The organism is Noviherbaspirillum suwonense, assembly GCF_900182955.1.
GTDB lineage: Bacteria > Pseudomonadota > Gammaproteobacteria > Burkholderiales > Burkholderiaceae_D > Noviherbaspirillum_A > Noviherbaspirillum_A suwonense.
This window is the reverse complement of sequence record NZ_FXUL01000001.1, coordinates 364198-385226: the sequence shown is the minus strand read 5'-3', so window position 1 is coordinate 385226 and position 21029 is coordinate 364198. Positions and strand designations below refer to the sequence as shown.

Annotated in this window: 19 protein-coding genes; 8 read left to right on the top strand and 11 right to left on the bottom strand. The window is 66.4% G+C overall.

The window, feature by feature from the left end; all coding sequences use genetic code 11:
* Positions 1 to 25 precede the first annotated feature (25 nt).
* Positions 26 to 340 (top strand): pyrimidine/purine nucleoside phosphorylase, encoded by a 315-nt coding sequence (gene ppnP, locus QOL82_RS01775; RefSeq protein ID WP_283440497.1) that lies wholly within the window; start codon positions 26 to 28, stop codon positions 338 to 340.
* A 70-nt stretch (positions 341 to 410) separates the two neighbouring features.
* Here the strand turns inward: ppnP and murB are convergent, their stop codons facing one another.
* Positions 411 to 1439 carry a UDP-N-acetylmuramate dehydrogenase gene (gene murB, locus QOL82_RS01770; RefSeq protein ID WP_283440496.1) on the bottom strand — a complete coding sequence of 343 codons (1029 nt, stop codon included), beginning with the start codon at positions 1437 to 1439 and terminating at the stop codon, positions 411 to 413.
* 106 nt (positions 1440 to 1545) lie between these two features.
* Here murB and QOL82_RS01765 point away from each other — a divergent pair, with 106 nt between their 5' ends.
* Both QOL82_RS01765 and QOL82_RS01760 read left to right on the top strand, forming a co-directional pair.
* Positions 1546 to 2031, top strand: a complete 486-nt coding sequence (locus QOL82_RS01765) for a YajQ family cyclic di-GMP-binding protein (protein WP_283440495.1) — start codon at positions 1546 to 1548, stop codon at positions 2029 to 2031.
* Positions 2024 to 2671 carry a retropepsin-like aspartic protease family protein gene (locus tag QOL82_RS01760; RefSeq protein ID WP_283440494.1) on the top strand — a complete coding sequence of 216 codons (648 nt, stop codon included), beginning with the start codon at positions 2024 to 2026 and terminating at the stop codon, positions 2669 to 2671. The genes QOL82_RS01765 and QOL82_RS01760 overlap by 8 nt, the downstream gene beginning before the upstream one ends.
* 6 nt (positions 2672 to 2677) lie before the next feature.
* Here the strand turns inward: QOL82_RS01760 and aroG are convergent, their stop codons facing one another.
* From aroG to QOL82_RS01745, 3 genes are all read right to left on the bottom strand, one after another.
* Complete coding sequence (aroG, locus tag QOL82_RS01755) at positions 2678 to 3736, bottom strand: 3-deoxy-7-phosphoheptulonate synthase AroG (RefSeq protein WP_283440493.1); 1059 nt, start codon at positions 3734 to 3736, stop codon at positions 2678 to 2680.
* Positions 3737 to 4126: 390 nt separating this feature from the next.
* Positions 4127 to 4951: an IclR family transcriptional regulator gene (locus QOL82_RS01750; protein WP_283440492.1), complete on the bottom strand. Its 825-nt coding sequence runs from the start codon at positions 4949 to 4951 to the stop codon at positions 4127 to 4129.
* Between the two features lie 70 nt (positions 4952 to 5021).
* On the bottom strand, positions 5022 to 6554 hold the full coding sequence (locus QOL82_RS01745) for a class I adenylate-forming enzyme family protein (protein WP_283440491.1): 1533 nt from the start codon (positions 6552 to 6554) through the stop codon (positions 5022 to 5024).
* A 323-nt stretch (positions 6555 to 6877) separates the two neighbouring features.
* Here QOL82_RS01745 and QOL82_RS01740 point away from each other — a divergent pair, with 323 nt between their 5' ends.
* The 4 genes from QOL82_RS01740 to QOL82_RS01725 all read left to right on the top strand — a co-directional run bounded on the left by QOL82_RS01740 (position 6878) and on the right by QOL82_RS01725 (position 12045).
* Positions 6878 to 8419 carry a 3-hydroxyacyl-CoA dehydrogenase gene (locus QOL82_RS01740; RefSeq protein WP_283440490.1) on the top strand — a complete coding sequence of 514 codons (1542 nt, stop codon included), beginning with the start codon at positions 6878 to 6880 and terminating at the stop codon, positions 8417 to 8419.
* 91 nt (positions 8420 to 8510) lie between these two features.
* The gene (locus QOL82_RS01735) at positions 8511 to 9689 is read left to right on the top strand and encodes an acyl-CoA dehydrogenase (RefSeq protein WP_283440489.1); all 1179 of its coding nucleotides are present in this window, start codon (positions 8511 to 8513) and stop codon (positions 9687 to 9689) included.
* A 13-nt stretch (positions 9690 to 9702) separates the two neighbouring features.
* Positions 9703 to 10899: an acyl-CoA dehydrogenase family protein gene (locus QOL82_RS01730; protein ID WP_283440488.1), complete on the top strand. Its 1197-nt coding sequence runs from the start codon at positions 9703 to 9705 to the stop codon at positions 10897 to 10899.
* A gap of 3 nt (positions 10900 to 10902) precedes the next feature.
* Positions 10903 to 12045 carry an acyl-CoA dehydrogenase family protein gene (locus QOL82_RS01725; protein ID WP_283440487.1) on the top strand — a complete coding sequence of 381 codons (1143 nt, stop codon included), beginning with the start codon at positions 10903 to 10905 and terminating at the stop codon, positions 12043 to 12045.
* A 70-nt stretch (positions 12046 to 12115) separates the two neighbouring features.
* Here QOL82_RS01725 and QOL82_RS01720 read toward each other — a convergent pair whose 3' ends face one another.
* Entirely contained in the window at positions 12116 to 13795 is a 1680-nt protein-coding gene (locus QOL82_RS01720; protein WP_283440486.1) for a phosphoethanolamine transferase, read from the bottom strand.
* 247 nt (positions 13796 to 14042) lie between these two features.
* Between QOL82_RS01720 and QOL82_RS01715 the strand changes: the two genes are divergently transcribed.
* Positions 14043 to 14888, top strand: a complete 846-nt coding sequence (locus QOL82_RS01715) for a polyprenyl synthetase family protein (RefSeq protein ID WP_283440485.1) — start codon at positions 14043 to 14045, stop codon at positions 14886 to 14888.
* On the opposite strand, the gene QOL82_RS01710 is transcribed toward QOL82_RS01715, so the two are convergent.
* The 6 genes from QOL82_RS01710 to QOL82_RS01685 are packed head-to-tail and all read right to left on the bottom strand — an operon-like array spanning position 14885 to position 20926.
* Positions 14885 to 15820, bottom strand: a complete 936-nt coding sequence (locus QOL82_RS01710) for a phytoene/squalene synthase family protein (protein WP_283440484.1) — start codon at positions 15818 to 15820, stop codon at positions 14885 to 14887. The two genes, QOL82_RS01715 and QOL82_RS01710, sit on opposite strands and share 4 nt — an antisense overlap.
* Positions 15820 to 17298 carry a phytoene desaturase gene (locus QOL82_RS01705; RefSeq protein ID WP_283440483.1) on the bottom strand — a complete coding sequence of 493 codons (1479 nt, stop codon included), beginning with the start codon at positions 17296 to 17298 and terminating at the stop codon, positions 15820 to 15822. Before QOL82_RS01705 ends, QOL82_RS01710 begins: the two co-directional genes overlap by 1 nt.
* The gene (crtY, locus tag QOL82_RS01700) at positions 17295 to 18458 is read right to left on the bottom strand and encodes a lycopene beta-cyclase CrtY (protein ID WP_283440482.1); all 1164 of its coding nucleotides are present in this window, start codon (positions 18456 to 18458) and stop codon (positions 17295 to 17297) included. Before crtY ends, QOL82_RS01705 begins: the two co-directional genes overlap by 4 nt.
* Positions 18451 to 19725 carry a glycosyltransferase gene (locus QOL82_RS01695; RefSeq protein WP_283440481.1) on the bottom strand — a complete coding sequence of 425 codons (1275 nt, stop codon included), beginning with the start codon at positions 19723 to 19725 and terminating at the stop codon, positions 18451 to 18453. Before QOL82_RS01695 ends, crtY begins: the two co-directional genes overlap by 8 nt.
* An 11-nt stretch (positions 19726 to 19736) precedes the next feature.
* Positions 19737 to 20459 carry a fatty acid desaturase gene (locus tag QOL82_RS01690; RefSeq protein ID WP_283440480.1) on the bottom strand — a complete coding sequence of 241 codons (723 nt, stop codon included), beginning with the start codon at positions 20457 to 20459 and terminating at the stop codon, positions 19737 to 19739.
* Positions 20456 to 20926 (bottom strand): sterol desaturase family protein, encoded by a 471-nt coding sequence (locus QOL82_RS01685; protein ID WP_283440479.1) that lies wholly within the window; start codon positions 20924 to 20926, stop codon positions 20456 to 20458. Before QOL82_RS01685 ends, QOL82_RS01690 begins: the two co-directional genes overlap by 4 nt.
* Positions 20927 to 21029 lie beyond the last annotated feature (103 nt).

Here is a 21029-nt window from a genome sequence, read left to right as displayed (position 1 = left end):
TTTTCTTTTATTGGAAGGAAGCGCAATGAGCGATCAATTCGAGAATGTCACGATTACCAAGAAGGCCAACGTCTACTTCGACGGCAAGTGCGTGTCGCACACCGTCACGATGGCGGACGGCAGCAAGAAGTCGGTCGGCGTGATTTTCCCGTCCAACCTGCTGTTCAACACAGGCGCGCCGGAAATCATGGAACTGAATGCCGGCAAGTGCCGCATTCGCCTGCAGGGCGAGGACACCTGGACCGACTACGAAGGCGGCCAGCAGTTCAGCGTGCCGGGCAATTCCAGCTTCGACATCGTGACGCTGGAAATGCTGGATTACGTCTGCCATTTCGGCTGATCGGCTGATCCGCAGCCCATTTTGCAACGGTGTAATGCGCTTCGCTCATTACACCCTATGAATCAATCCGTTATACGAACACCGGCTCCGGCTCCAGCCGGACGCCGAACCTGCTCTCCACGTCCTGCCCTATCGCCTCCGCCAGCGCCACCATCTCGGCCCCGCTGGCGCCGCCGCGGTTGACCAGCACCAGCGCCTGTTTCTCGTAGACGCCGGCCGCGCCCATCGTCCTGCCCTTCCAGCCGCACTGGTCGATCAGCCATCCGGCCGCCAGCTTGAAGCTGCCGTCGCCCTGCAGGTGGCTGACCATGCCCGGGTGGCGGGCAAGCAGCGCGTCCCGCTGGGCCGCCGGCACCACCGGGTTCTTGAAGAAGCTGCCGGCGTTGCCCAGGAGCGCCGGGTCGGGCAGCTTGCGCTGGCGGATCGCGATCACCGCCGCGCTGATGTCTGCGGCGCCCGGCGCGGTCCAGCCCCGAAGCGCCACTTCCTGCGCCAGTTCCGCATACCGCAGGTTGGGCTGCCACCGCTTCGGCAGCGCGAACGTGACATCGAGGATGACCGCGCGGTCGCGCAGCCGGTGCTTGAAGATGCTGTCGCGGTAGCCGAATTCGCAGGCTTCCCGATCCAGATGCAGCAAGGCGCCGGTGTCGAAGTCGAATGCGGTCAGGCCATGGAAGCAGTCCTTCAGCTCGCTGCCATAGGCCCCGATGTTCTGGATCGGCGATGCGCCCACGCTGCCGGGGATCAGCGACAGGTTTTCCATGCCGCCCAGCCCATGCGCCAGCGTCCACATGACAAGGCCATGCCAGCTTTCGCCGGCGGCCGCACGCACCAGCACCGCGTCGCCGGTTTCGCCGACGATGTCGATGCCCGTGCCGCGCATCTGCAGCACCAGGCCGTCGAAGTCGCCGGTGAACAGCAGGTTGCTGCCGCCGCCCAGCACCAGCCTCGGCAATGCGTTCAACGTCGGGTCGGCGCGGACCGCACGGAGGTCGTCCACGCCATGCACGGGCAGCAAGGCATGGGCATGGGCATCGATGCCCATGGTGTTGAATGAACGCAGCGATACGCCGGTTTGCAGGTGGGGTACGGGAGCCATGGCCGGCGATTATAGCGCCTAGCCACCCGGTTTTTTGTCCGCTAGAATGACCGGCCTCGCAGTCAGCAATCAGCGCCTCTCCGGCGCGCCAGCAAAAGGACATCCCATGCCATCGTTCGACGTAGTATCCGAAGCCAACCTGGTCGAAGTGCGCAATGCGCTCGACCAGGCCAACAAGGAAATATCCACCCGTTTCGATTTCAAGGGCAGCGACTCCCGCATCGAGCAGAAGGAGCAGGAACTGACCGCCTTTGCCGACAGCGATTTCCAGCTCGGCCAGGTGCGCGACGTGCTGACCGCCAAGCTGACCAAGCGCAGCGTCGACGTGCGCTTTCTCGACATCGGCAAGGTGGAAAAGATCGGCGGCGACAAGGTCAAGCAGGTGATCAAGATCAGGAAGGGCATCGAGTCCGACGCCGCCAAGAAGATCGTGCGCCTCGTCAAGGACAGCAAGATGAAGGTGCAGGCCAGCATACAGGGCGAGTCGGTGCGCATTACCGGCGCCAAGCGCGACGACCTGCAATCCGCGATGGCGCTGCTGCGCAAGGAAGTCGCCGACCTGCCGCTCGAGTTCAACAACTTCCGTGATTAAGCGCGCGCTGCCGGGAGCGGCGGCGCTGCTGGCGCTGCTGGCCGCACTGCCGGCCGCGCAGGCCGCCGACATCGGCGTGGTGGGGCTGTTTCCAGGCAAGGCGGTGCTGGTGGTGGATGGCGGCGCGCCGCGCACCTATGAAGTCGGCAGCACGGTCGCGCTCGGCGTGCGGCTGCTGGCTGCCGACCAGTCCGGCGCCACGCTGGAAAGCCGCGGCCGGCGCGAGGTCATCGCGCTGGGCAGCCACGTGAACCGCCAGGCGCCGTCCGCGCAGGCCGGCACGGTGCTGCAGGCGGACGAGCGCGGCCACTTCTTCGCGCAAGGCATGATCAATGGCAACCCGGTGCGCATGCTGGTCGACACCGGCGCATCGCTGATCGCGCTGCCGGCGGCCGATGCGCAGCGCATGGGCATCGACTACCGCCACGGCGGCCGCGGCACGGTCAGCACCGCCAACGGCGTGGTGCCGGTCTACCGGGTCAGGCTGGACACCGTGCGCATCGGCGACCTGGAGCTGAGCCAGGTCGATGCGCTGGTGCAGGAACAGGGCCTGCCGATCGCGCTGCTCGGCATGTCCTTCCTGAACCGCACCGAGATGCGCCGCAGCGGCGAGCAGATGACGCTGCAGCGCCGCTACTAGACTCCCCTACTCGAGTGCCAGGCGGCGCTGGCGCACTGCATTGGCCAGGCCTTCCAGCACCTTCACGCTCGAATCCCAGTCGATGCAGCCGTCGGTCACCGACTGGCCGTAGGTCAGTTCCTTGCCCGGCACCAGGTCCTGGCGGCCGCCGACCAGGTGCGACTCGACCATCACGCCGACGATGCGGGTCTCGCCGCCCGCGACCTGCGCCGCGATATCGGCGCAAACGGGCACCTGGTTGTCCGGCTTCTTCGAGCTGTTCGCATGCGATGCGTCGATCATCAGGCGCGAGGCCAGGCCGGCGGCGGCGATGTCGCGGCAGGCGGCGTCGACGCTGGCGGCGTCATAGTTCGGCGCCTTGCCGCCGCGCAGGATGATATGGCAGTCCTCGTTGCCGCCAGTGGACACGATGGCCGAGTGGCCGCCCTTGGTCACCGACAGGAAATGGTGCGGCTGGGACGCGGCCTTGATCGCATCGACCGCGATCTTGATATTGCCGTCGGTGCCGTTCTTGAAGCCGACCGGGCAGGACAGGCCGGACGCCAGTTCGCGATGCACCTGCGACTCGGTGGTGCGGGCGCCGATTGCGCCCCAGCTGATCAGGTCCGCCACGTACTGCGGGCTGATCATGTCGAGGAATTCGGTGCCGGCCGGCAGGCCCAGCTCATTGATGTTCAGCAGCAGCTCGCGCGCGGTGCGCAGGCCGTCGTTGATGCGGAAGCTGTTGTCCATGTACGGGTCGTTGATCAGGCCCTTCCAGCCGACCGTGGTCCGCGGCTTCTCGAAGTAGACCCGCATCACGATTTCCAGCTCCGGCGCGAAGCGTTCGCGTTCGGCGGCGAGGCGGTGCGCATATTCCATCGCTGCCTTGGTGTCATGGATCGAGCAGGGTCCGATCACGACCATCATCCGGTCGTCCTGGCCGTGAAGTATCCGGTGCAGCGCGTTGCGGCTGTCGGCGACGACGGTCGCCGCCTTGTCCGAAACGGAGAACTCGCGGATCAGGTGCGAAGGTGGGATCAGTTCTTTCAATTCTCGTATCCGTAAGTCATCGGTGCGCGGCATGTTTTCTCCTGGGTGATTTCTTGCATCTCTAAAACGAAAAAACCGCCATCGCGGGCGGTTTTTTCAGAATTTCGGCTTGTCTCGTTTTTGCTTTTACGTGAACTTACCGCTTTTCCTCCGCCTTGGGGCTGGGGTAGCTAAAGTAAAAGTAAAAGTGGAAACGGGCAAAGGTCATGGGAATTCGGTGCATGCTGGTAAAAAGCTTGGGCAATAGTGCAGCAATTTCGCGGGATTTGCAAGCGTGGCGAGCGTGAAATGATGGGCTTGAGCCGATATCGCGGCGGATGGTTGCCGTTGCGGCAAGCACTGGCATGCCGGGTCGGGCAGGTCGTGCGGCAAGCCGCCGGCGGCCCGGCTGCAGCCCTGCTCCCGCGACTTGCCCGCCGTTCCTCAGCCGTAATGCCCGAGGGACGGCCGCCGCAGTTGCGCCACCAGCTCGATCAGCCGGGGCCGCACTTCCTCCAGCAGGAATTCGGGAGACAGGTTGAATGCGGGACCGCCGCAGTTGATGCTGAGCGGCGCCGCGTTTTCACTCGGGCGGAACGCGATTGCGATCGCGTTCACGTCGGGCTGCCAGTCGCCGAAGGACGTGCAGCAGCCCAGGGTCCGGTATTCGTCGACCGCCCGCATCACGCGGTCGCGCAGCGTCGGCCAGGCCAGTTCGTCGAGGTCGCGCACGCGTTCCAGGATGTCGTTGCGCTCGTTGCTGGACACTTCCGCTAGATAGGCCCGTCCCATCGCGGTGCTGGCCACCGGGATGCGCGCGCCGACGTCGAGCCGCAGCGTCAGCGCCGCCTGGCTGCGGCAGTTTTCCACGTAGATCATGCTGAGCCGGTCGCGCATGCCCAGCGACACCATGGTGTGGGAGAAGTCGGCCAGTTCCTGCATCAGCGGCCGCGCGATCTGCCGGATGTCCAGCCGCGACAGCATTGCGCTGCCCAGCGCCAGCGTGGCCGTGCCCAGCCGGTACTTGCCGACCTGGTCGTCGTACTGCAGGTAGCCCAGCTTGGTCAGCGTATAGGTCAGCCGCGACACCGTGGACTTGGGCAGCTTGCTGCGTTCTGCCAGTTCCTGGTTGCCGAGGAGCTTGTCGCCCGAGCGGAAGCAGGCCAGCAGTTCGAGCCCGCGTGCCAGCGCGGTCACGAAATGCCGGTCTTCCTTGATGTTGGGCCGCATCAGCGGCGTCGCAACCGAGCTGGCTAGTTGTTGTGTCATGGTGATTTCCCTGGTGCGTCGATGTTGAGCCGGTGCCTGGTGGGCCGATGCTTCGTGAGCCTGCCCTTCGTCAGTTGCCGCTGGCGGCAATGCGCTGCAATTCCTTTTTCAGGATTTTTCCGGTCGGCGCCGCCGGCAGGTGCTGCATGATGACGATCTGCGTCGGCACCTTGTATGGCGACAGCCGCTCCTTCAGGTAAGCGCGCAGCGCATCGACGCTGACTTTCGCATCCTGCGCGGTCTCGACGAATGCCACCACCTCCTCGTTGCCCTCGACCGCACGGCCGACCACCGCCGACTGGACCACGTCCGGGTGGCCGTTCAGCACCTGCTCCACTTCGACCGGGTAGACATTGAAGCCGGAACGGATGATCAGCTCCTTGCTGCGGCCGACCACGTGATAGGCGCCGTCGGCGTCCACCCGCGCCAGGTCGCCGGTGCGCAGCCAGCCGTCGGCCGTCAGCGTCTCGGCGCTCAGTTCGGGCGCGCGGTAGTAGCCCAGCATGACGTTGGGGCCGCGCACCTGGATCTCGCCGACGCCCGCCTCGTCGAGTTCGGCGCCCTGCAGCCGCACCTCGATGCCCGGAATCGCCTGCCCGACCGAGCAGTCCGGACGCGGCGCTTCCATGCGCGTCTGGCAGATCGACGGCGCCGCCTCTGTCATGCCGTAGCCGTTCTGTAGCACGATCCGGAACGCCTTCTCGAAATCGGTTTTCAGCGACGCCGTCAGCGGCGCCCCGCCCGACTGGGCAACGCGCAGGTGCGGCGCCAGCAGCGGCGTGCCGGTCTGCTCGCTCCAGGCCAGCAGCTTGGCGTACATCGCGGGCGCGCCATGCATCACGGTGATGCCGCGCATGGCCAGCGCATGCGCCAGCGCCTGTTCGGAAAAGCGCGGCACCAGCAGCAGCGCTGCGCCGCTGACCAGGGACGCGACCAGCAGCGCGGACAGTCCGTAGACATGCGACAGCGGCAGCACGCCATAGACCGTATCGCCCGGCCCGAGCTTTCTCAGCACGCGGTTGTTGTTGCCGATGAAAAGCAGGTTGGCATGGCTCAGCATCACCGCCTTGGGCGCGCCGGTGGTGCCGGAGGTGTAGACCATGACCGCGGGCTGCTGGGCCGGGTCGGCGAACACCGGCTCCGGTTCGGCGTGGGTATTGAGCGCGCCCAGATAAACCTCGCCGATGACGGGCCAGAGTTGCCGCTCGGCGCCGCGCGCCACCGCATGCGCCTGCGCCGCAGGCGACACGGCGCCGAAATACAGCGCGCGGCGGGCGCCGGAATGGTCGAGGAAGTTATCGATCTCGCGTGCGGAAAGCCGCGCGTTCACGGTCGCGGACCAGGCGTCGAGCTGGCTGAGCGCCATGATGCAGACCGCCAGCGCGACGGCGTTTTCAGCCACCAGCAGAACGCGGTCGCCGGGCCGCACGCCGGCGGCCGAGAACTGGGCCGCGACCGCGTCGACCGCGGCGGGCAGTTCGCCATAACGAAGGGTGATCAGGTCGTCGGCCAGCGCGATCGCGTCGGGCTGGGATGCCGCCCAGGGCAAAAAGGCGTGGTGAATGCGACGCGGCACGGCGCCGGCATCCGTTTGATTCTGCATTACGTCTCCTCGCACGCTGCTTGCGTGCATTCTATTTCTGCCGATACTGTCATAATGGAACTCAAAAATCAAATTTAATCAGAACGATATTCTGCACTGCAAAACAATATTTTAAGTGGAAAATGCGTTTGCCGCAGCGGCCAAGGCTGGATTTCCTCCAGTCAAGCCTAGGGGACAATTCTTGACAGATGAAATGACCTCACATAGAGTTCCGCATGCTCAAACACCATTCCACCTTGCAGAACCTCAAATCGCTGTGAAAAACACGGCGTCCAATTTTTCCGTCACCGGCGAAAAAAACTGCTAGAAACAGGAGAACAAGCATGCCAGCAACGCACCGGCCCGAGGCCACTTCACCGGATCTCGTCATCGGCATCGTGGGATGCGGCGTCATGGGACGCGGCATCGCGCAGATCGCCGCGCTGGCCGGCGCCACCGTGTGGCTCAATGACACGCGGGCCGAAGCCGCGCATGCCGCCCGCGACACGCTGGCCAACACCTTCGGCATGCTGGTCGAGAAAGGCAAGCTGCAGCGCGATGCCGCCGACAGCGCGATCGGCCGCCTGCATGCGGGCGCCGACCTGAAGGAACTGGCCGGCTGCCACCTGGTGATCGAAGCCATCATCGAGCGGCTGGACGCGAAGAAGGAACTGTTCCGCACGCTGGAAGACATCGTCGGCCCGGACGCGATCCTGGCGACCAATACGTCGTCGCTGTCGGTCACCTCGATTGCGGCCGGCCTCAAGCGGCCGCAGCAGGTGGTGGGCTTCCACTTCTTCAACCCGGTGCCGCTGATGAAGATCGTCGAGGCCATCGGCGGCCTGATGACTTCGCCGGAAGTGGTCGACTACATGCTGGCGCTGGGCCGCCACTGGGGCCATGCCGCGGTGCGGGCCAAGGACACGCCGGGCTTCATCGTCAACCATGCCGGCCGCGGCTTCGGCACCGAGGGCATGCGCATCCTGGCCGAGGACATCACCGACATCCCGACGCTGGACCGCATCCTGCGCGACGGTCCCGGCTTCAAGCTCGGTCCGTGCGAACTGATGGACCTGACCGGCCTGGACGTGTCGCACCCGGTGATGGAATCGATCTATCAGCAGTATTACGAAGAGCCGCGTTTCCGGCCTCAGCCGCTGACGCGCCAGATGCTGGACGCCGGCGCGATCGGCCGCAAGGTCGGCCATGGCTTCTACCGCTACAGCGCCGACGGCAAGAAGGAAGTCCCGGCCGAGCCGGCGCCCTCCTCCGCATTGCCGCCCAGCGTATGGCTGTCGCAGGCGCGGCCCGAGCTGGCCGCGCGGATCGCGCCTTTCCTTCAGGCCGCCGGCGTGACCGTGGAAAGCGGCGACACGCCGAGCAGCGAGGCGCTGTGCCTGGTCACGCCGCTGGGCGACGACGCGACCCGCTGCTGCGCGGCGCAGGGCCTCGATCCGCGCCGCACGGTGGCGGTGGAAACCCTGTTCGACCTGACCCGCCGCCGCGTGGCGATGACCACGCCGGCGACCGACGCCGCCTATGCCGACATGGCGCGCGGCCTGCTGGGCGCGGACGGCGCGGCCGTCAGCCTGGTGCGCGACAGCACCGGCATCGTGTCGCAGCGCGTGGTTGCGCACATCATCAACATCGCCGCCGAGATCGCGCAGCAGGGCATCGCGGAGCCGGCCGACATCGACCGCGCCGTGACGCTGGGCCTCGGCTATCCGCGCGGGCCGCTGGCCTGGGGCGACGAGCTCAGCGCCGGAACCGTGCTGACCATTCTCAACAACCTGCTGCAGGAAACCGGCGACCCGCGCTACCGCCCCAGCCTGTGGCTGCGCCGGCGCGCCGAACTTGGCCTGTCGCTGCTGCACCGCGAAATCTGATCCATCCCTGCTGCGCCGGCCCCGCGCCGGCGCAGTGTTCTGCACTAGCATCGCTCACGCACCATCAAGAACTATCAATCTGGAGAAAACCATGCAAGCCAAAGCACAATTCCACTGGGACGACCCGCTGTTGCTGGACCAGCAGCTCACCGATGAAGAACGCATGGTGCGCGACGCCGCGGCCGCCTACTGCCAGGACAAGCTGCAGCCACGCGTGCTGGACGCTTTCCGCAACGAGACCACCGACCCGGCCATCTTCCGCGAGATGGGCGAGCTTGGCCTGCTTGGACCGACCATTCCCGAGCAATACGGCGGACCTGGCCTGAACTACGTCAGCTACGGCCTGATCGCGCGCGAAGTCGAACGTGTCGACTCTGGCTACCGCTCGATGATGAGCGTGCAGTCGTCGCTGGTGATGGTGCCCATCTATGAATTCGGCACCGAGGAACAGAAGCGCAAATACCTGCCCAAGCTGGCCACCGGCGAATGGATAGGCTGCTTCGGCCTGACCGAGCCGAACCACGGCTCCGATCCGGGCTCGATGATCACCCGCGCGAAGAAAGTCGACGGCGGCTACGAGATCAGCGGCGCGAAGATGTGGATCTCCAATTCGCCGATCGCCGACGTGTTCGTGGTCTGGGCCAAGGACGATGAAGGCGCGATCCGCGGCTTCGTGCTGGAAAAGGGCATGCAGGGCCTGTCGGCCCCGGCCATCCACGGCAAGTTCGGCCTGCGCGCATCGATCACCGGCGAGATCGTGATGGACGGCGTGTTCTGTCCTGAAGAAAACGCCTTCCCCGACGTGCGCGGCCTGAAGGGCCCGTTCACCTGCCTGAACTCGGCGCGCTACGGCATCGCCTGGGGCGCGCTGGGTGCGGCCGAAGCCTGCTGGCACACCGCGCGCCAGTACGTGCTGGACCGCAAGCAGTTCGGCAAGCCGCTGGCGGCCAACCAGCTGATCCAGAAGAAGCTGGCCGACATGCAGACCGAGATCACGCTGGGCCTGCAGGGCTGCCTGCGCCTGGGCCGCATGAAGGACGAAGGCATCGCGGCGACCTCGATCACCTCGATCATGAAGCGTAACTCGTGCGGCAAGGCGCTGGACGTGGCGCGCCTGGCGCGCGACATGCTGGGCGGGAACGGCATCTCCGACGAGTTCGGCGTGATCCGCCACATGGTCAACCTGGAAGTGGTCAACACCTACGAAGGCACGCATGACATCCATGCGCTGATCCTGGGCCGCGAGCAAACCGGCATCGCCGCTTTCTGATGCGGAGGCAGATATGGACCTGAATTTCACCGCGGAAGAAAGCGCATTCCGGCAGCAGGTGCGCAGCTTCATGCAGGAAAAGCTGCCTGCCGACATACGCCGCAAGGTGCTCGGCGGCATGATCGTTGAGCGCGACGACTACGTGCGCTGGCAGCGCGTCCTGCATGAGCAGGGCTGGGGCGCGCCGGGCTGGCCGCAGCAGTTCGGCGGGCCGGGCTGGAACGCCACGCAGCAGTATATTTTCGAAGAGGAGTCGGCCGCCGCCGGCGCGCCGCGCGCGATCCCCTTCGGCCTGAAGATGGTGGCCCCGGTCATCATGGCCTTCGGCTCGCCGGAACAGCAGCAGCGCTACCTGCCGAAGATCCTGTCGGCCGAGGAATGGTGGTGCCAGGGCTATTCCGAGCCCGGCGCCGGCTCCGACCTCGCATCGCTGAAGATGCGGGCCGCGCGGGAAGGCAACGAGTACGTGCTCAATGGCCAGAAGACCTGGACCACGCTGGGCCAGTATGCGGACTGGATATTCTGCCTGGTGCGCACCGACCCCGACGTCAAGCCGCAGCGCGGCATCTCCTTCATCCTGGTGCGGATGGACACGCCGGGCATCACGGTGCGTCCCATCATCACGATGGACGGCGCGCACGAGGTCAACGAGGTCTATTTCGAGAACGTCCGCGTCCCCGCCGAGAACCTGATCGGCGAGGAGAACAAGGGCTGGACCTATGCCAAGTTCCTGCTCGGCCATGAGCGCACCAACATCGCCGGCATCGGCATCGCCAAGCGCGAACTGGCGCGCCTGAAGCGGGTCGCGTCGGAAGAGAAGAAGAACGGCAAGCCGCTGCTGCAGGACCCGATGTTCGCCGTCCGCGTCGCGCAGGTGGAAGCGGACCTGACCGCGCTGGAAATCACCAACCTGCGCGTGCTGTCGGCCGAGGCGGAGCACCGCGCGCCCGGCCCGGAAGCGTCGATCCTGAAGATCAAGGGCACCGAGATCCAGCAGGCCATCACCGAGCTGCTGACGCAGGCGGTCGGTCCCTATGCGCTGCAGCTCAACCGCGCGGCCATGGCCGCCGGCTACCAGGGCGAGCACGCCGGACCGGCCTATGCGGAGCCGCTGGCCGCCGGCTATCTCAACATGCGCAAGCTGTCCATCTATGGCGGCTCCAACGAGATTCAGAAAAACATCATCTCGCAAATGATCTTGGGACTGTAAATCATGGACTTCACATTTACCGAAGAGCAGCAGATGCTGCAGGACACCACGCGCCGCTTCGTCTCCCGGGACTATACCTTCGAGACGCGCCGCCAGCGCCTGGCGGCAGCCCGCGAAGGCCGCGCCGACCGCAAGGTCTGGCAGGGCCTGGCCGACCTTGGCGTGCTGGCGCTGAACGTGCCCGAAGAGGACGGCGGACTTGGCGGCAACGCGATCGACACCATGCTGGTGATGACCGCGCTGGGCGAGGGCCTGGTGCTGGAACCTTTCCTGTCCTCCGCCGTGCTCTCGACCCGGGCGCTGGCGTCGATGGGCAGCGCCGCGCAGAAGGAAAGCATGCTGCCGGCGCTGGCCGCCGGCGAGACCGTCGTGGTGTTCGCGCACGATGAAGCGGCCAGCCGCTTCGACTGGAAGGCGATCGAGACCAGCGCCCGCGAGGACGACGGCAGCTATGTGCTCAACGGCCGCAAGAGCGTGATTCCCTACGCGCCCAGCGCCGACGTGCTGCTGGTGACGGCCCGCATCCAGGGCCCGGACCAGCCGGGCGCGATGGCGGTTTTCGCGGTGCCGCGCAATGCGGCCGGCATGCGCATCGTGCCGGCGCCGCTGGTCGACGGCTCCGTCGCCGGCGAGATCGTGCTCGACGAGGTCTCGCTGCCGGGGCAGGCGCTGCTGGGCGAGACCACCGACGATGCGGAAAGCCGGATCGCCGACGTGCTCGACGCCGGCATTGCGGCGGTCTGCGCCGAAGCGGTGGGCGCGCTCGACAAGCTGCTGGCGGCCACCGTCGAATATGCCCGGACCCGCAAGCAGTTCGGCGTGCCCATCGGCAAGTTCCAGGCGCTGCAGCACAAGATGGCGGACATGGTGCTGCACATCGAGCAGGCCCGTTCGATGAGCTACCTGGCGTCGGTGCGCTGCACCGATCCCGACCTCGCGCTGCGCCGCCGCGACCTGTCGGCGGCGAAGGTCATCGTCGGCCAGGCATGCCGTTTCGTCGGACAGCAGGCGGTGCAGCTGCACGGCGGCATGGGCGTGACCGACGAACTCGACGTGAGCCATTACTTCAAGCGCCTGATGGCCATCGAAATGGCGTTCGGCAGCACCGACACCCACCTCGAGCAGCTTGCCGCCAGCCTGAGTTGAACCAGGCGCGGCATCATGCACCTGCACGTAAAAACGGCGGCCTCACTGGCCGCCGTTTTTACGTGAGGAATCAGTTTCCCGTCGCCCGGCAGGTCTCCATCACATCCATCGCGCCGCGGTAGAAGTCGGTCCGCGCGCCCATTGCGCCGAGCAGCGTGTGATACAGGTTGTCATGGCTGTAGGGCCGCGGAAGCTGGCCGCGCATGCATGCGCCGTCGATTGCAAACCGCGCGCGGTAGGCGTCGGACATCCAGATGATCAGCGGTATCCGCGTCTGCTCCCCCGGCGCCACCTCGTACGGCGCGCCGTGCAGGTGCACGCCATTCTCACCCAGCGATTCGCCATGGTCGGACAGGTAGATCAGCGCGGTGTCGAAGCGGTCCGACACCTTGCGCAGCAGCGCGATCTGCCCGGTCAGCAATTGATCGGTGTAGACGATCGTGTTGTCATAGGCATTGCGTATCTCGTCGAGGCTGCAGCGGTTGATGTCGTTGGACTGGCATGCGGGCGTGAATCGTTCGGCGGACTGCGGATAGCGCTCGTAGTAGGCCGGCCCGTGGCTGCCCATCTGGTGGAACACCACCAGCCGGTCGGGGCCGCCCTGCGCCGGCCTGGCCGCCAGTTCGGCTTCCAGCCCCGTCGTCAGGATGCCGTCGAGGCAGGACGCGCCGTCGCAGAACGGCTTTTCCCGGCTCTCGCTGAAGTCGAGCGTGCGGCGGTCACCGGCGATGCCTTTGCTTCCGGAATTATTGCTGCGCAGGCTGACCTCGACGCCGGCCCGCGCCAGCTCGGACAGCACGTTCGGGCTGCGCGCGGCAGCCGCCAGGGTGAAGTCCTCGCGGCCGAGACGGGACAGCATGCAGGGCACCGACACGGCTGTCGTGGTGGCGCAGGAAGTCACGTTGCCGAAGAAATGGACGCCCTCTACCTGGCTCAGCCCGGGGTTGGTCGGCCGGCCGTAGCCGCCCAGCTGGAAGTTCATCTGGCGCGCGGTTTCGCCTATCACCAGGAAGACCAGCAGCGGCCTGGCCGCGGCCGGCGACGCGATGCGCCGCGGCATGCCGGCGGCCGCCGCCGTGCCGCCAGCGGCGTCCTGCAGCCGGCCATTCGCATATTCGGCCAGTCCCTGGACCGCCGCGCCCGGCACCGACAGGTAGTGCAGGTCCCGGCGCTGCGTTGCGAAGTCGCCGAAGCGCGACGCCTGGACGCCGACCAGGGGCGCGGCCAGCGCCAGCGCCGCGGCGCAGAACAGCAGCCGGTGCCGCAGGTGCCCGCGCAGGTCCAGCGGCGCGATCCGCGAGCGGGCGACCAAAAACTGCGGCAGCACGCCGAAGCAGACGGCATAGATCACGATGCGCGGGCTGAACAGGGCCAGCGCCTCGCGGCTGTCGGTGGCGCCGACGTTGCGTATCATCTCGCTGTTGATTGCGAGCCCGAAACTGTCGGCGCAGAACGCCGCCATGGAGCCCAGCGGGAACAGCAGGCCGGCGACCACGATCATCAATGTATTGCCCGGCACCATCAGCAGCGCGGCGGCATAGAGCAGCGTCAATACCAGTCCGAGCGTTGCCAGGAAGAATACGTCGGCTGCCTGGCCGTGCGAGAATGCCGCAGCCGTGGCCTGCCAGAAACGCAGGTTGAAGAACGCCACGAATAGCGTTGCGATCAGCAGCGCGAAACTGACCGGCGACCTGAACCGGACGATGCGCTGGGCGGCCTGCGCCCGTGTTTGATTGGCTGCTGCTTTCATCTGTTTACGCGGAATGGGGCGAACCGTCGCGGAGCGCATGGTTCTGTTATGGTTCTGTTCTGCAGGCGCATTGGTGCCGACCGGCATGATGCGCAGCATGCAATATTGCACGCAGATCAGGCAAGTTTGTCCGAACGCAGACATCCGCGTTGATTCGCAGCAGTATGCAGTGGGTACGACGATATTATTTGTTCGCATTGATTCATGCAGGCAGGAATCAACCGTTGATCATCAAGGGCAATAACGTATGCTGGCAACCCACCCGAGTCATGTCGTGAACGACTGGGTCGCACAAACGCGACCGCTCGTCGACGCGCATCTGGACGAGATGCTGAAGCCGGCGCGGCCGTCTCCGGTCATCGAGGCGATGCGCTACAGCGTCCTCGGCCCCGGCAAACGCATACGCCCGCTGCTGACGCTGGCGGTCGCCGACTTCCTTGGAATGCGGCCGGCCGGCGCGCTGCACGTGGCCTGCGCGATCGAGATGATCCATGCCGCCTCGCTGATCCTCGACGACCTGCCCTGCATGGACAACGACCGCGAGCGGCGCGACCGTCTCTCCACGCATGCGGCCTATGGCGAGGACCTGGCCATCCTGGCCGCGGTGTCGCTGCTGATGCAGAGCCAGTGCGTGATGGCGTCCCACCAGACGCTGGCGCCTGAACTTCGCGTGCGGCTGATCCAGCTGCTGTGCGAGACCATCGGGCCGCACGGCCTGTCGCTCGGCCAGTACATCGACCTCAGCTCCAAGGCGCAGCCCGCCAGCCTGGCCGCCATCACCCAGATCCATCACCTGAAAACCGGCGTGCTGTTCGTCGCCGCCGCGAAGGCCGCCTGCCTGATGTGCGCCGCCACGCCGGAGCAGGAAGAACGGGTCGTGCGCTTCACCACCAACCTGGGCCTGGCCTTCCAGCTCAAGGACGACCTCGCCGACCTCGACGAGGCCAACCTCAACCTGGCAGCGCGCATGGGCGCATCGAGCGCCGAGCGCACTTTCCACGGCTACCTGCAGGCGGCCGACGCCGCGATCGGCAATGAGCAGAATGCCGCGGTGCTGCAGGATTTCGCCCGCACCTTTTTCAGCAAGCGCTAGGCGTCCGCCTTGGTCCAGAGCCCGGCCCTGGACACGGTCGGGGGCCGCCGCCGGCGCGCCACCGCGGCCGTCGCCACGAACCAGCCGCGGCACACGTGCGCAAGCTTGCTCTTGCCGGGGACCTGCATCCTGCCATGCCAGGCGGCCGGCTGCGCCGCCCTGACCCGCAGGCCGATATCGCGGTAGATCAGCAGCGCGCTGGCGATCGCCCATGCGCAGCGCCACGGCAGCTGCGCCATGCCTATCCGCGCCGACGCATAGTATTGCTCGGCCAGCTCGACCAGCTCGCAGGCCAGCGCATGCAGCGCCGCATGATGCTCGGGCAGGTGCATGTCCTCGCGGCGGATGCCGCTGCGTTCCAGCCACTGCTCGGGCAGGTAGCAGCGCCCTACCTGCATGTCCTCGATCACGTCGCGCGCGATATTGGTCAGCTGGAAGGCGATGCCCAGGTCGGCCGCCCGCAGGATCACTTCCCTGTCCCGCGCTCCCATGATCCTGGCCATCATCACGCCGACCACGCCGGCGACGTGGTAGCAGTAATGCAGCGTGTCGTCGAGCGTGCGGAAGCGGGCTTCCTCCGCGTCCAGCCCGAAGCCTTCGAGCAGTTCGAACAGGTAGCGCCGCTCGATGCCGTGCCTCTGCACGACCTGCGCCAGCGCGGCGAATGCCGGTATCGCGCTGGGCTGGCCGTCGCAGATGCGGTCGGTTTCGTCCTGCAGCATCCGCAGGCGTGCCCTCTTCTCCTCGATGCCCAGTTCCTGCTGGCCATGCCCCAACGTCTGGCCGTCGATGACGTCGTCGCAGTAGCGGCACCAGGCGTAAAGCATGGTCACGCTGTCGCGGGTTTCCGGGTCGAACAGCATGGCGGCCTTGGCAAAGCTCTTCGAGCCCTGCCGGATGGCGGTCTGGCTGTAGGCGGCAAGATCCTGCATCAGGCCACCTTCCGGCCGCCGAGGTCGTCGAGCACGATGCCGGCAGTGGCCTTGGCGGAACCGACCACGCCCGGTATGCCGGCGCCCGGGTGCGTGCCGGCGCCGACGAAATACAGGCCGTCGATCTGCGCGTCCTTGTTATGGGTGCGGAAGTACGCGCTCTGCCACAGCACCGGCTCCAGCGAGAATGCCGAACCCACGTGCGCATTGAGTTCGTCGCGGAAGTCGAACGGCGTGAAGATGCGGCAGGTCACCAGGTCCCGCGTCAGGTTTGGAATCTGGTGCTTCTCCAGGTAGGCCAGGATGCGGTCGCGATAGCGCGGCCCTTCCACTTCCCAGTCGATGTCGGCATTGCCCAGATGCGGCACCGGCGCCAGCACGTAGTAGGCGCTGTGGCCGGGCGGCGCCAGCGTCGGGTCGGTGACGGACGGCGCATGCAGGTACAGCGAGAAATCGTCGGCCAGCTCGGCGCCGTGGAAGATATCCTTCAGCAGCTCGCGGTAGCGCGGCCCGAACAGCACGGTGTGATGGGCGAGTTCGGGCCGCTCGCCCTTGAGGCCGAAGTAGATGACGAACAGCGACATGCTGAAGCGCTTCTTCCTGAGGCTGGCGGCCTTGCGCCTGGCCAGCGCATTGTTGCGCAGCAGCTTGTCGTAGGTATGGACGACGTCGGCGTTGCTGGCGGCCAGCAGGCAGGGAATGGTCTCGCCCGATTGCAGCTTCACCGCCGACACCTTGCCTTTTTCGACGACAATTTCATCGACGCCGGCATTGAGCCGCACCTCGCCGCCCAGGTCCTGGAACAGCTTCAGCATGCCCTCGATCAGCGCGCCGGTGCCGCCCTTCGGAAAGAACACGCCCCACTGCCGCTCCAGCGCATGGATCAGCGCATAGATCGCCGATGTCTCGAACGGGTTGCCGCCCACCAGCAGCGAATGGAAGCTGAAGGCCTGGCGCAGCTGCGGGTCCTGGATGAAGCGCGACACCATGCTGTAGACGCTGCGGTAGCTCTCGAGCTTGATCAGCTGCGGCGCCACGCGCACCATGCTGCGGAAGTCGGGAAACGGCACATGCCCGAGCTTCACGTAGCCTTCCTGCAGCACGGCCTCGGAATAGGCAAGGAACTTGCGGTAGCCCGCCACGTCGGCCGGTGACTTCAGGCCGATCTGGCGGTCGAGTTCGGCCTGGTCGTTCGCATAGTCGAAACAGTAGCCGTCTTCCCAGCACAGCCGGTAGAACGGGCTGACCGGCAGCATCGGCGCATAGTCTTCCAGCCGGCGGCCCGACAGCGCGAACAGTTCTTCCAGCGCGGTCGGGTCGGTGATGACCGTCGGCCCGGCGTCGAAGGTGAAGCCCTGGTCATGGTAGACGTAGGCGCGGCCGCCGGCCTTGTCGCGCTGTTCCAGGATGAGCGTATCGATGCCTGCCGACTGCAGGCGTATTGCCAGCGCCAGGCCCCCGAATCCACTGCCGATCACGACTGCTTTGATGATGATTCCTTTCCGGTTTCGATGGCCGCCCTGAAGGCGGAAAGCACGGGGACCGGCGGTTTGCCGGTCAGTATGCGCAGCTGGTCGAACCATGTCAGCCGGGCTGCATAGAAGCGTTCGATCAGCTGTTGCGGCAGCTTGTAGAAACGCTGCAGGATACGGTAGCGCTGCAGCGGCGGGCTGGCGTAGAACAGCATCCGGTTCAGCAGGCGCATGAAGCCCTGGCGGCGCCACTGCTGCACCGAGAACGCCTTCGTCTGCTGGTAGACCGACTCCGCGTCCAGCGCCGGCATGCCGGCGATCAGGTCGGCCAGCTTCACCGCGTACAGCAGCGAATAGCCGGTGGTCGCGTGGAACAGGCCGGCGCGCAGGCCGCTGCAGGGCAGCGCGCCCGGCTTTTCGCGCCAGAATGCGTCGATGTCGCCCGACAGCGCAATGGGCAGCACGCCGGTCTCCTCCCGCACGACGCCGGCCACCTTCCAGCCGCGGCTGGCGATATAGGCGTCGATATGGTCGCCCACCGCCGCCTGATCGAGGTCGGGCTGGTTGCTGTAATAGGTGTCCTCGACCAGCATGCGGCGGGCGTCGAACGGCAGCGTGTAGACGAAGCGGTAGCCGCCGTCCTGCGGCACCGTCGCGTCCATGATGATGGGCACCGTCTGCCCGTGCGGCTCGGCAAGCTCCACTTCCCGTCCGACGAATTTCTGGTAAGCGCAGCGCATGTGCCCGGATGCCTGGTGGCCGCGGCCATCGATCACCACGCGGGCTTTCAGCGTCTGGCCGCCGGCCTGAACGGTATTGCGGTCGACGATGCTGACCGCGGCATCGAGCATCACGGACTCGCCCAGGGCCGCGGTCAGCACTTCGTGGAACCGGGTGGAGCTGATGCTGTAGCAGCCGGTGTCGAGCATGCGCCGGTGGGTCGGGAAGCGTACTTCATAGCCGGGCCACTGCCTGACCACCATCGGCTGCAGCCAGGCCAGCTGCGCCGGCGTCAGGTCCTTCTGGTAGAACGACCAGGTATGGTTGCCGCCGAGCACGGCGCCCTGCTCCACCAGCAGGATGCGCAGTTCCGGCCTCTGCAGCCGGAGCCGCCAGGCGATCAGGCCGTTGGCCAGGCCGCCGCCGACGAGGATGACGTCATGCATCGCGCAGCACCTTCTCGATGACGTCGCAGGCCTGCGACACGCCGTCTTCCGCCTTTGCCTTCTGCGCGACGCTGGCCGCCGCCGCCTGCATGCCGCTGTCCGCGAGCACGCGCTGCAAGGCCTGGCGCAAGGCCCGCGCGCCGGCGCGCTTGCCCGGCAGCACGCGGGCCACGCCCAGGCGCTCCAGGCGCAGCGCATTGTCGAGCTGGTCATGCGCATGCGGCACGATGATCTGCGGCGCGCCGGCCTGCATTGCCTTGAACGCGGAGCCGATGCCGCCCGCGTGCACCACCACCGCCGCGTACGGGAAAACCTGCTCGAACGCGGCGTAGTCGACGCGGAAGGCCCAGTCGGGCAAGGGTTCGGGCAGGCGCGACGACGCGGCAAGGCCGCTGGTGATCAGGAGCGCCCGCATGCCCAGCGCGCCGGACGCGTCGAGGCCATTGCGGTAGAAGTCGCCGGCGTCGTTGCTCGCGGCCGACGACAGCGTGAAGATAGCCAGCGGCAGGTCGTCCCGTTCGAGAAACCGCTGCAGCGCTTCCGGCAGCGGCGCGGCAGCCGGCGGCAGCTGCGCGGTGCCGGTCTGGCGCACCGACGCCGGCCAGTCCGGCTGCGGCCCGCCCAGCATCGGCGAGAACATCGCCAGCACGCAGCCGGGCGAATGCTGGCCCTCGTACATCGGGTGGCCCTGTTCCGCGATACCCAGTTCCCGGCCCAGGTCCAGCACCGGCCTGACCCACTGCTCGGTGTGCTTCCTTACATACTGGAATATGTTCTGGTGCATCTGCGGCGAACGTCCGCACAGCCACGGCAGCAGCGGGAACGGCAGGTAATTGGGCCGCTCGTACACCGAGAAGAAGGACATCGGCTGAAACACCGCGGACACCCACGGTATGCCGGTGCGGGCCGCCACCAGCGGCGCGGCCAGCGCCATCAGCGACTGGCTCACCAGCAGGTCGGCGTCGCGGGTCGCGTCCGCCAGGTCGTCGTAGCTGCGCCGTATCGCCGGCGACAGGTAGTCCTGGTAGACGAACTGCCCGCCGGTTTTCGGATGCATGTAGCGCGCATGGAATGCCGCGGTGTTTTCCGGGTCCGGCCGCATGTGTACATAGTCCAGGCCCGTGTCCAGCACATGCTGCCGATGGTTGGCGCTGGTGGCGACCGTCACCCGCTTGCCGCGCTGCCGCAGTTTGCGTCCGAGCGCCAGGAAAGGGTACAGGTCGCCGAGCGAGCCGGCGGTGGCGAAAACGATATGTTGTTGGGGCATGGCGGTGTCCGTCATGGCCTGCGCACCGCGGGCAGCCGCCACCACGGTTCGGCCGGATGCAGGTGGTGCTCGTGGTGGTAGCCGAAATGAAAACAGGTCAGCAGTGACATCAGGTAGCCATATTCATTGCTGCGGGTCCGGTGGCGGTCGGGGAAGCCTGCGCCGCCTGCCGGCAGGTGCCGGTGCGGCAGGAAAGTGCCGAAATAGAAGAGCTGGAACGAGGAGATCAGTCCGGGCACGGCGAAGAACAGCAGGATGTTTTCCAGCCGGGCGCCGAGCAGCATGTAGATGCCGACCCGCAGGCACATCGTCAGCACCTCGCGCGGTCCGAAATAGGTTTTCATGAACTGGCCGTACCAGCGGAACGCCCGGTCCGGCGTCGCCGCCGCGAAGTCGGGGTCGTCGGCGCTGCCCGGCTGGCGATGATGCGCATGGTGCTTGGGCGCCAGCCGGCGGAACGTGAAGCCGGCATACAGCCACACCGCAACCGCGCCGATCAGGTTTCCCGCCGCCGGGTTGGCCGGACAAAGCGACCCGTGCATCGCGTCGTGGGCGACGATGTAGACGCCGACAGACAGCCAGGTCAGCACGGCCAGCAGCAGCAGCGCCTGCGGCAGATGCGCCATGCTCCGCAAGTCGAGGAAGAACACGCCGTAGACATGCAGCGCCAGCCATGCCGCGATGATCGCCAGCGCCAGCGCCGTGCCTATCCAGCTTTGCCGGGACGCGGTCATTTCCTGGCGTTATTGCTGCGCAGCTGCTTGCGCAGCTTTTCCACCGGCGGCGCATACAGGAAACCGAAGGAGATGCCGCCCTCGCGGCCCCTGGTCGCATGGTGCAGGTAATGCGCGGTCATCAGTCGTTTCAGGTAGCGGTTTTTCGGACGCCACTGGTGCGCCAGCCGCTTGTGGATCAGCACGTCATGCAGCAGGCCATAGATCATGCCGTACAGCGTCACGCCGAGCGCGATCCACCACAGCGGCGCATTCGTATCGCCCAGCGCGAACAGGCCGATGGTGGCCGCCGCGAACACGATCGCATACAGGTCGTTCTTTTCCCAGCCGGTCTGCCGGCGCGACAGGTGATGCGATTCGTGCCAGCCCCAGCCGAAGCCGTGCATCACGTATTTGTGGATCAGCGCGACCGCGCCTTCCATCACGATCATGGTCGCTATCACGAGGAACAGGTTAAATGCTTTCATGCCTGGGGGTCGGTGAGCGAAGGTGTAGGGAAACGCGTCCGGGGCGATGCTGGCCGGATCGTGGCCGCGGGCGCCGGCAATCCCAACAACCTGCCATGCGCAG

Bases quoted from the DNA above. Each gene is read 5' to 3' on its own strand.
- ppnP (WP_283440497.1), top strand. From the start codon at position 26: ATGAGCGATCAATTCGAGAATGTCACGATTACCAAGAAGGCCAACGTC.
- murB (WP_283440496.1), bottom strand. From the start codon at position 1,439: ATGGCTCCCGTACCCCACCTGCAAACCGGCGTATCGCTGCGTTCATTC.
- QOL82_RS01765 (WP_283440495.1), top strand. From the start codon at position 1,546: ATGCCATCGTTCGACGTAGTATCCGAAGCCAACCTGGTCGAAGTGCGC.
- aroG (WP_283440493.1), bottom strand. From the start codon at position 3,736: ATGCCGCGCACCGATGACTTACGGATACGAGAATTGAAAGAACTGATC.
- QOL82_RS01750 (WP_283440492.1), bottom strand. From the start codon at position 4,951: ATGACACAACAACTAGCCAGCTCGGTTGCGACGCCGCTGATGCGGCCC.
- QOL82_RS01745 (WP_283440491.1), bottom strand. From the start codon at position 6,554: ATGCAGAATCAAACGGATGCCGGCGCCGTGCCGCGTCGCATTCACCAC.
- QOL82_RS01740 (WP_283440490.1), top strand. From the start codon at position 6,878: ATGCCAGCAACGCACCGGCCCGAGGCCACTTCACCGGATCTCGTCATC.
- QOL82_RS01735 (WP_283440489.1), top strand. From the start codon at position 8,511: ATGCAAGCCAAAGCACAATTCCACTGGGACGACCCGCTGTTGCTGGAC.
- QOL82_RS01730 (WP_283440488.1), top strand. From the start codon at position 9,703: ATGGACCTGAATTTCACCGCGGAAGAAAGCGCATTCCGGCAGCAGGTG.
- QOL82_RS01725 (WP_283440487.1), top strand. From the start codon at position 10,903: ATGGACTTCACATTTACCGAAGAGCAGCAGATGCTGCAGGACACCACG.
- QOL82_RS01720 (WP_283440486.1), bottom strand. From the start codon at position 13,795: ATGAAAGCAGCAGCCAATCAAACACGGGCGCAGGCCGCCCAGCGCATC.
- QOL82_RS01715 (WP_283440485.1), top strand. From the start codon at position 14,043: ATGCTGGCAACCCACCCGAGTCATGTCGTGAACGACTGGGTCGCACAA.
- QOL82_RS01710 (WP_283440484.1), bottom strand. From the start codon at position 15,820: ATGCAGGATCTTGCCGCCTACAGCCAGACCGCCATCCGGCAGGGCTCG.
- crtY (WP_283440482.1), bottom strand. From the start codon at position 18,458: ATGCATGACGTCATCCTCGTCGGCGGCGGCCTGGCCAACGGCCTGATC.
- QOL82_RS01695 (WP_283440481.1), bottom strand. From the start codon at position 19,725: ATGCCCCAACAACATATCGTTTTCGCCACCGCCGGCTCGCTCGGCGAC.
- QOL82_RS01690 (WP_283440480.1), bottom strand. From the start codon at position 20,459: ATGACCGCGTCCCGGCAAAGCTGGATAGGCACGGCGCTGGCGCTGGCG.
- QOL82_RS01685 (WP_283440479.1), bottom strand. From the start codon at position 20,926: ATGAAAGCATTTAACCTGTTCCTCGTGATAGCGACCATGATCGTGATG.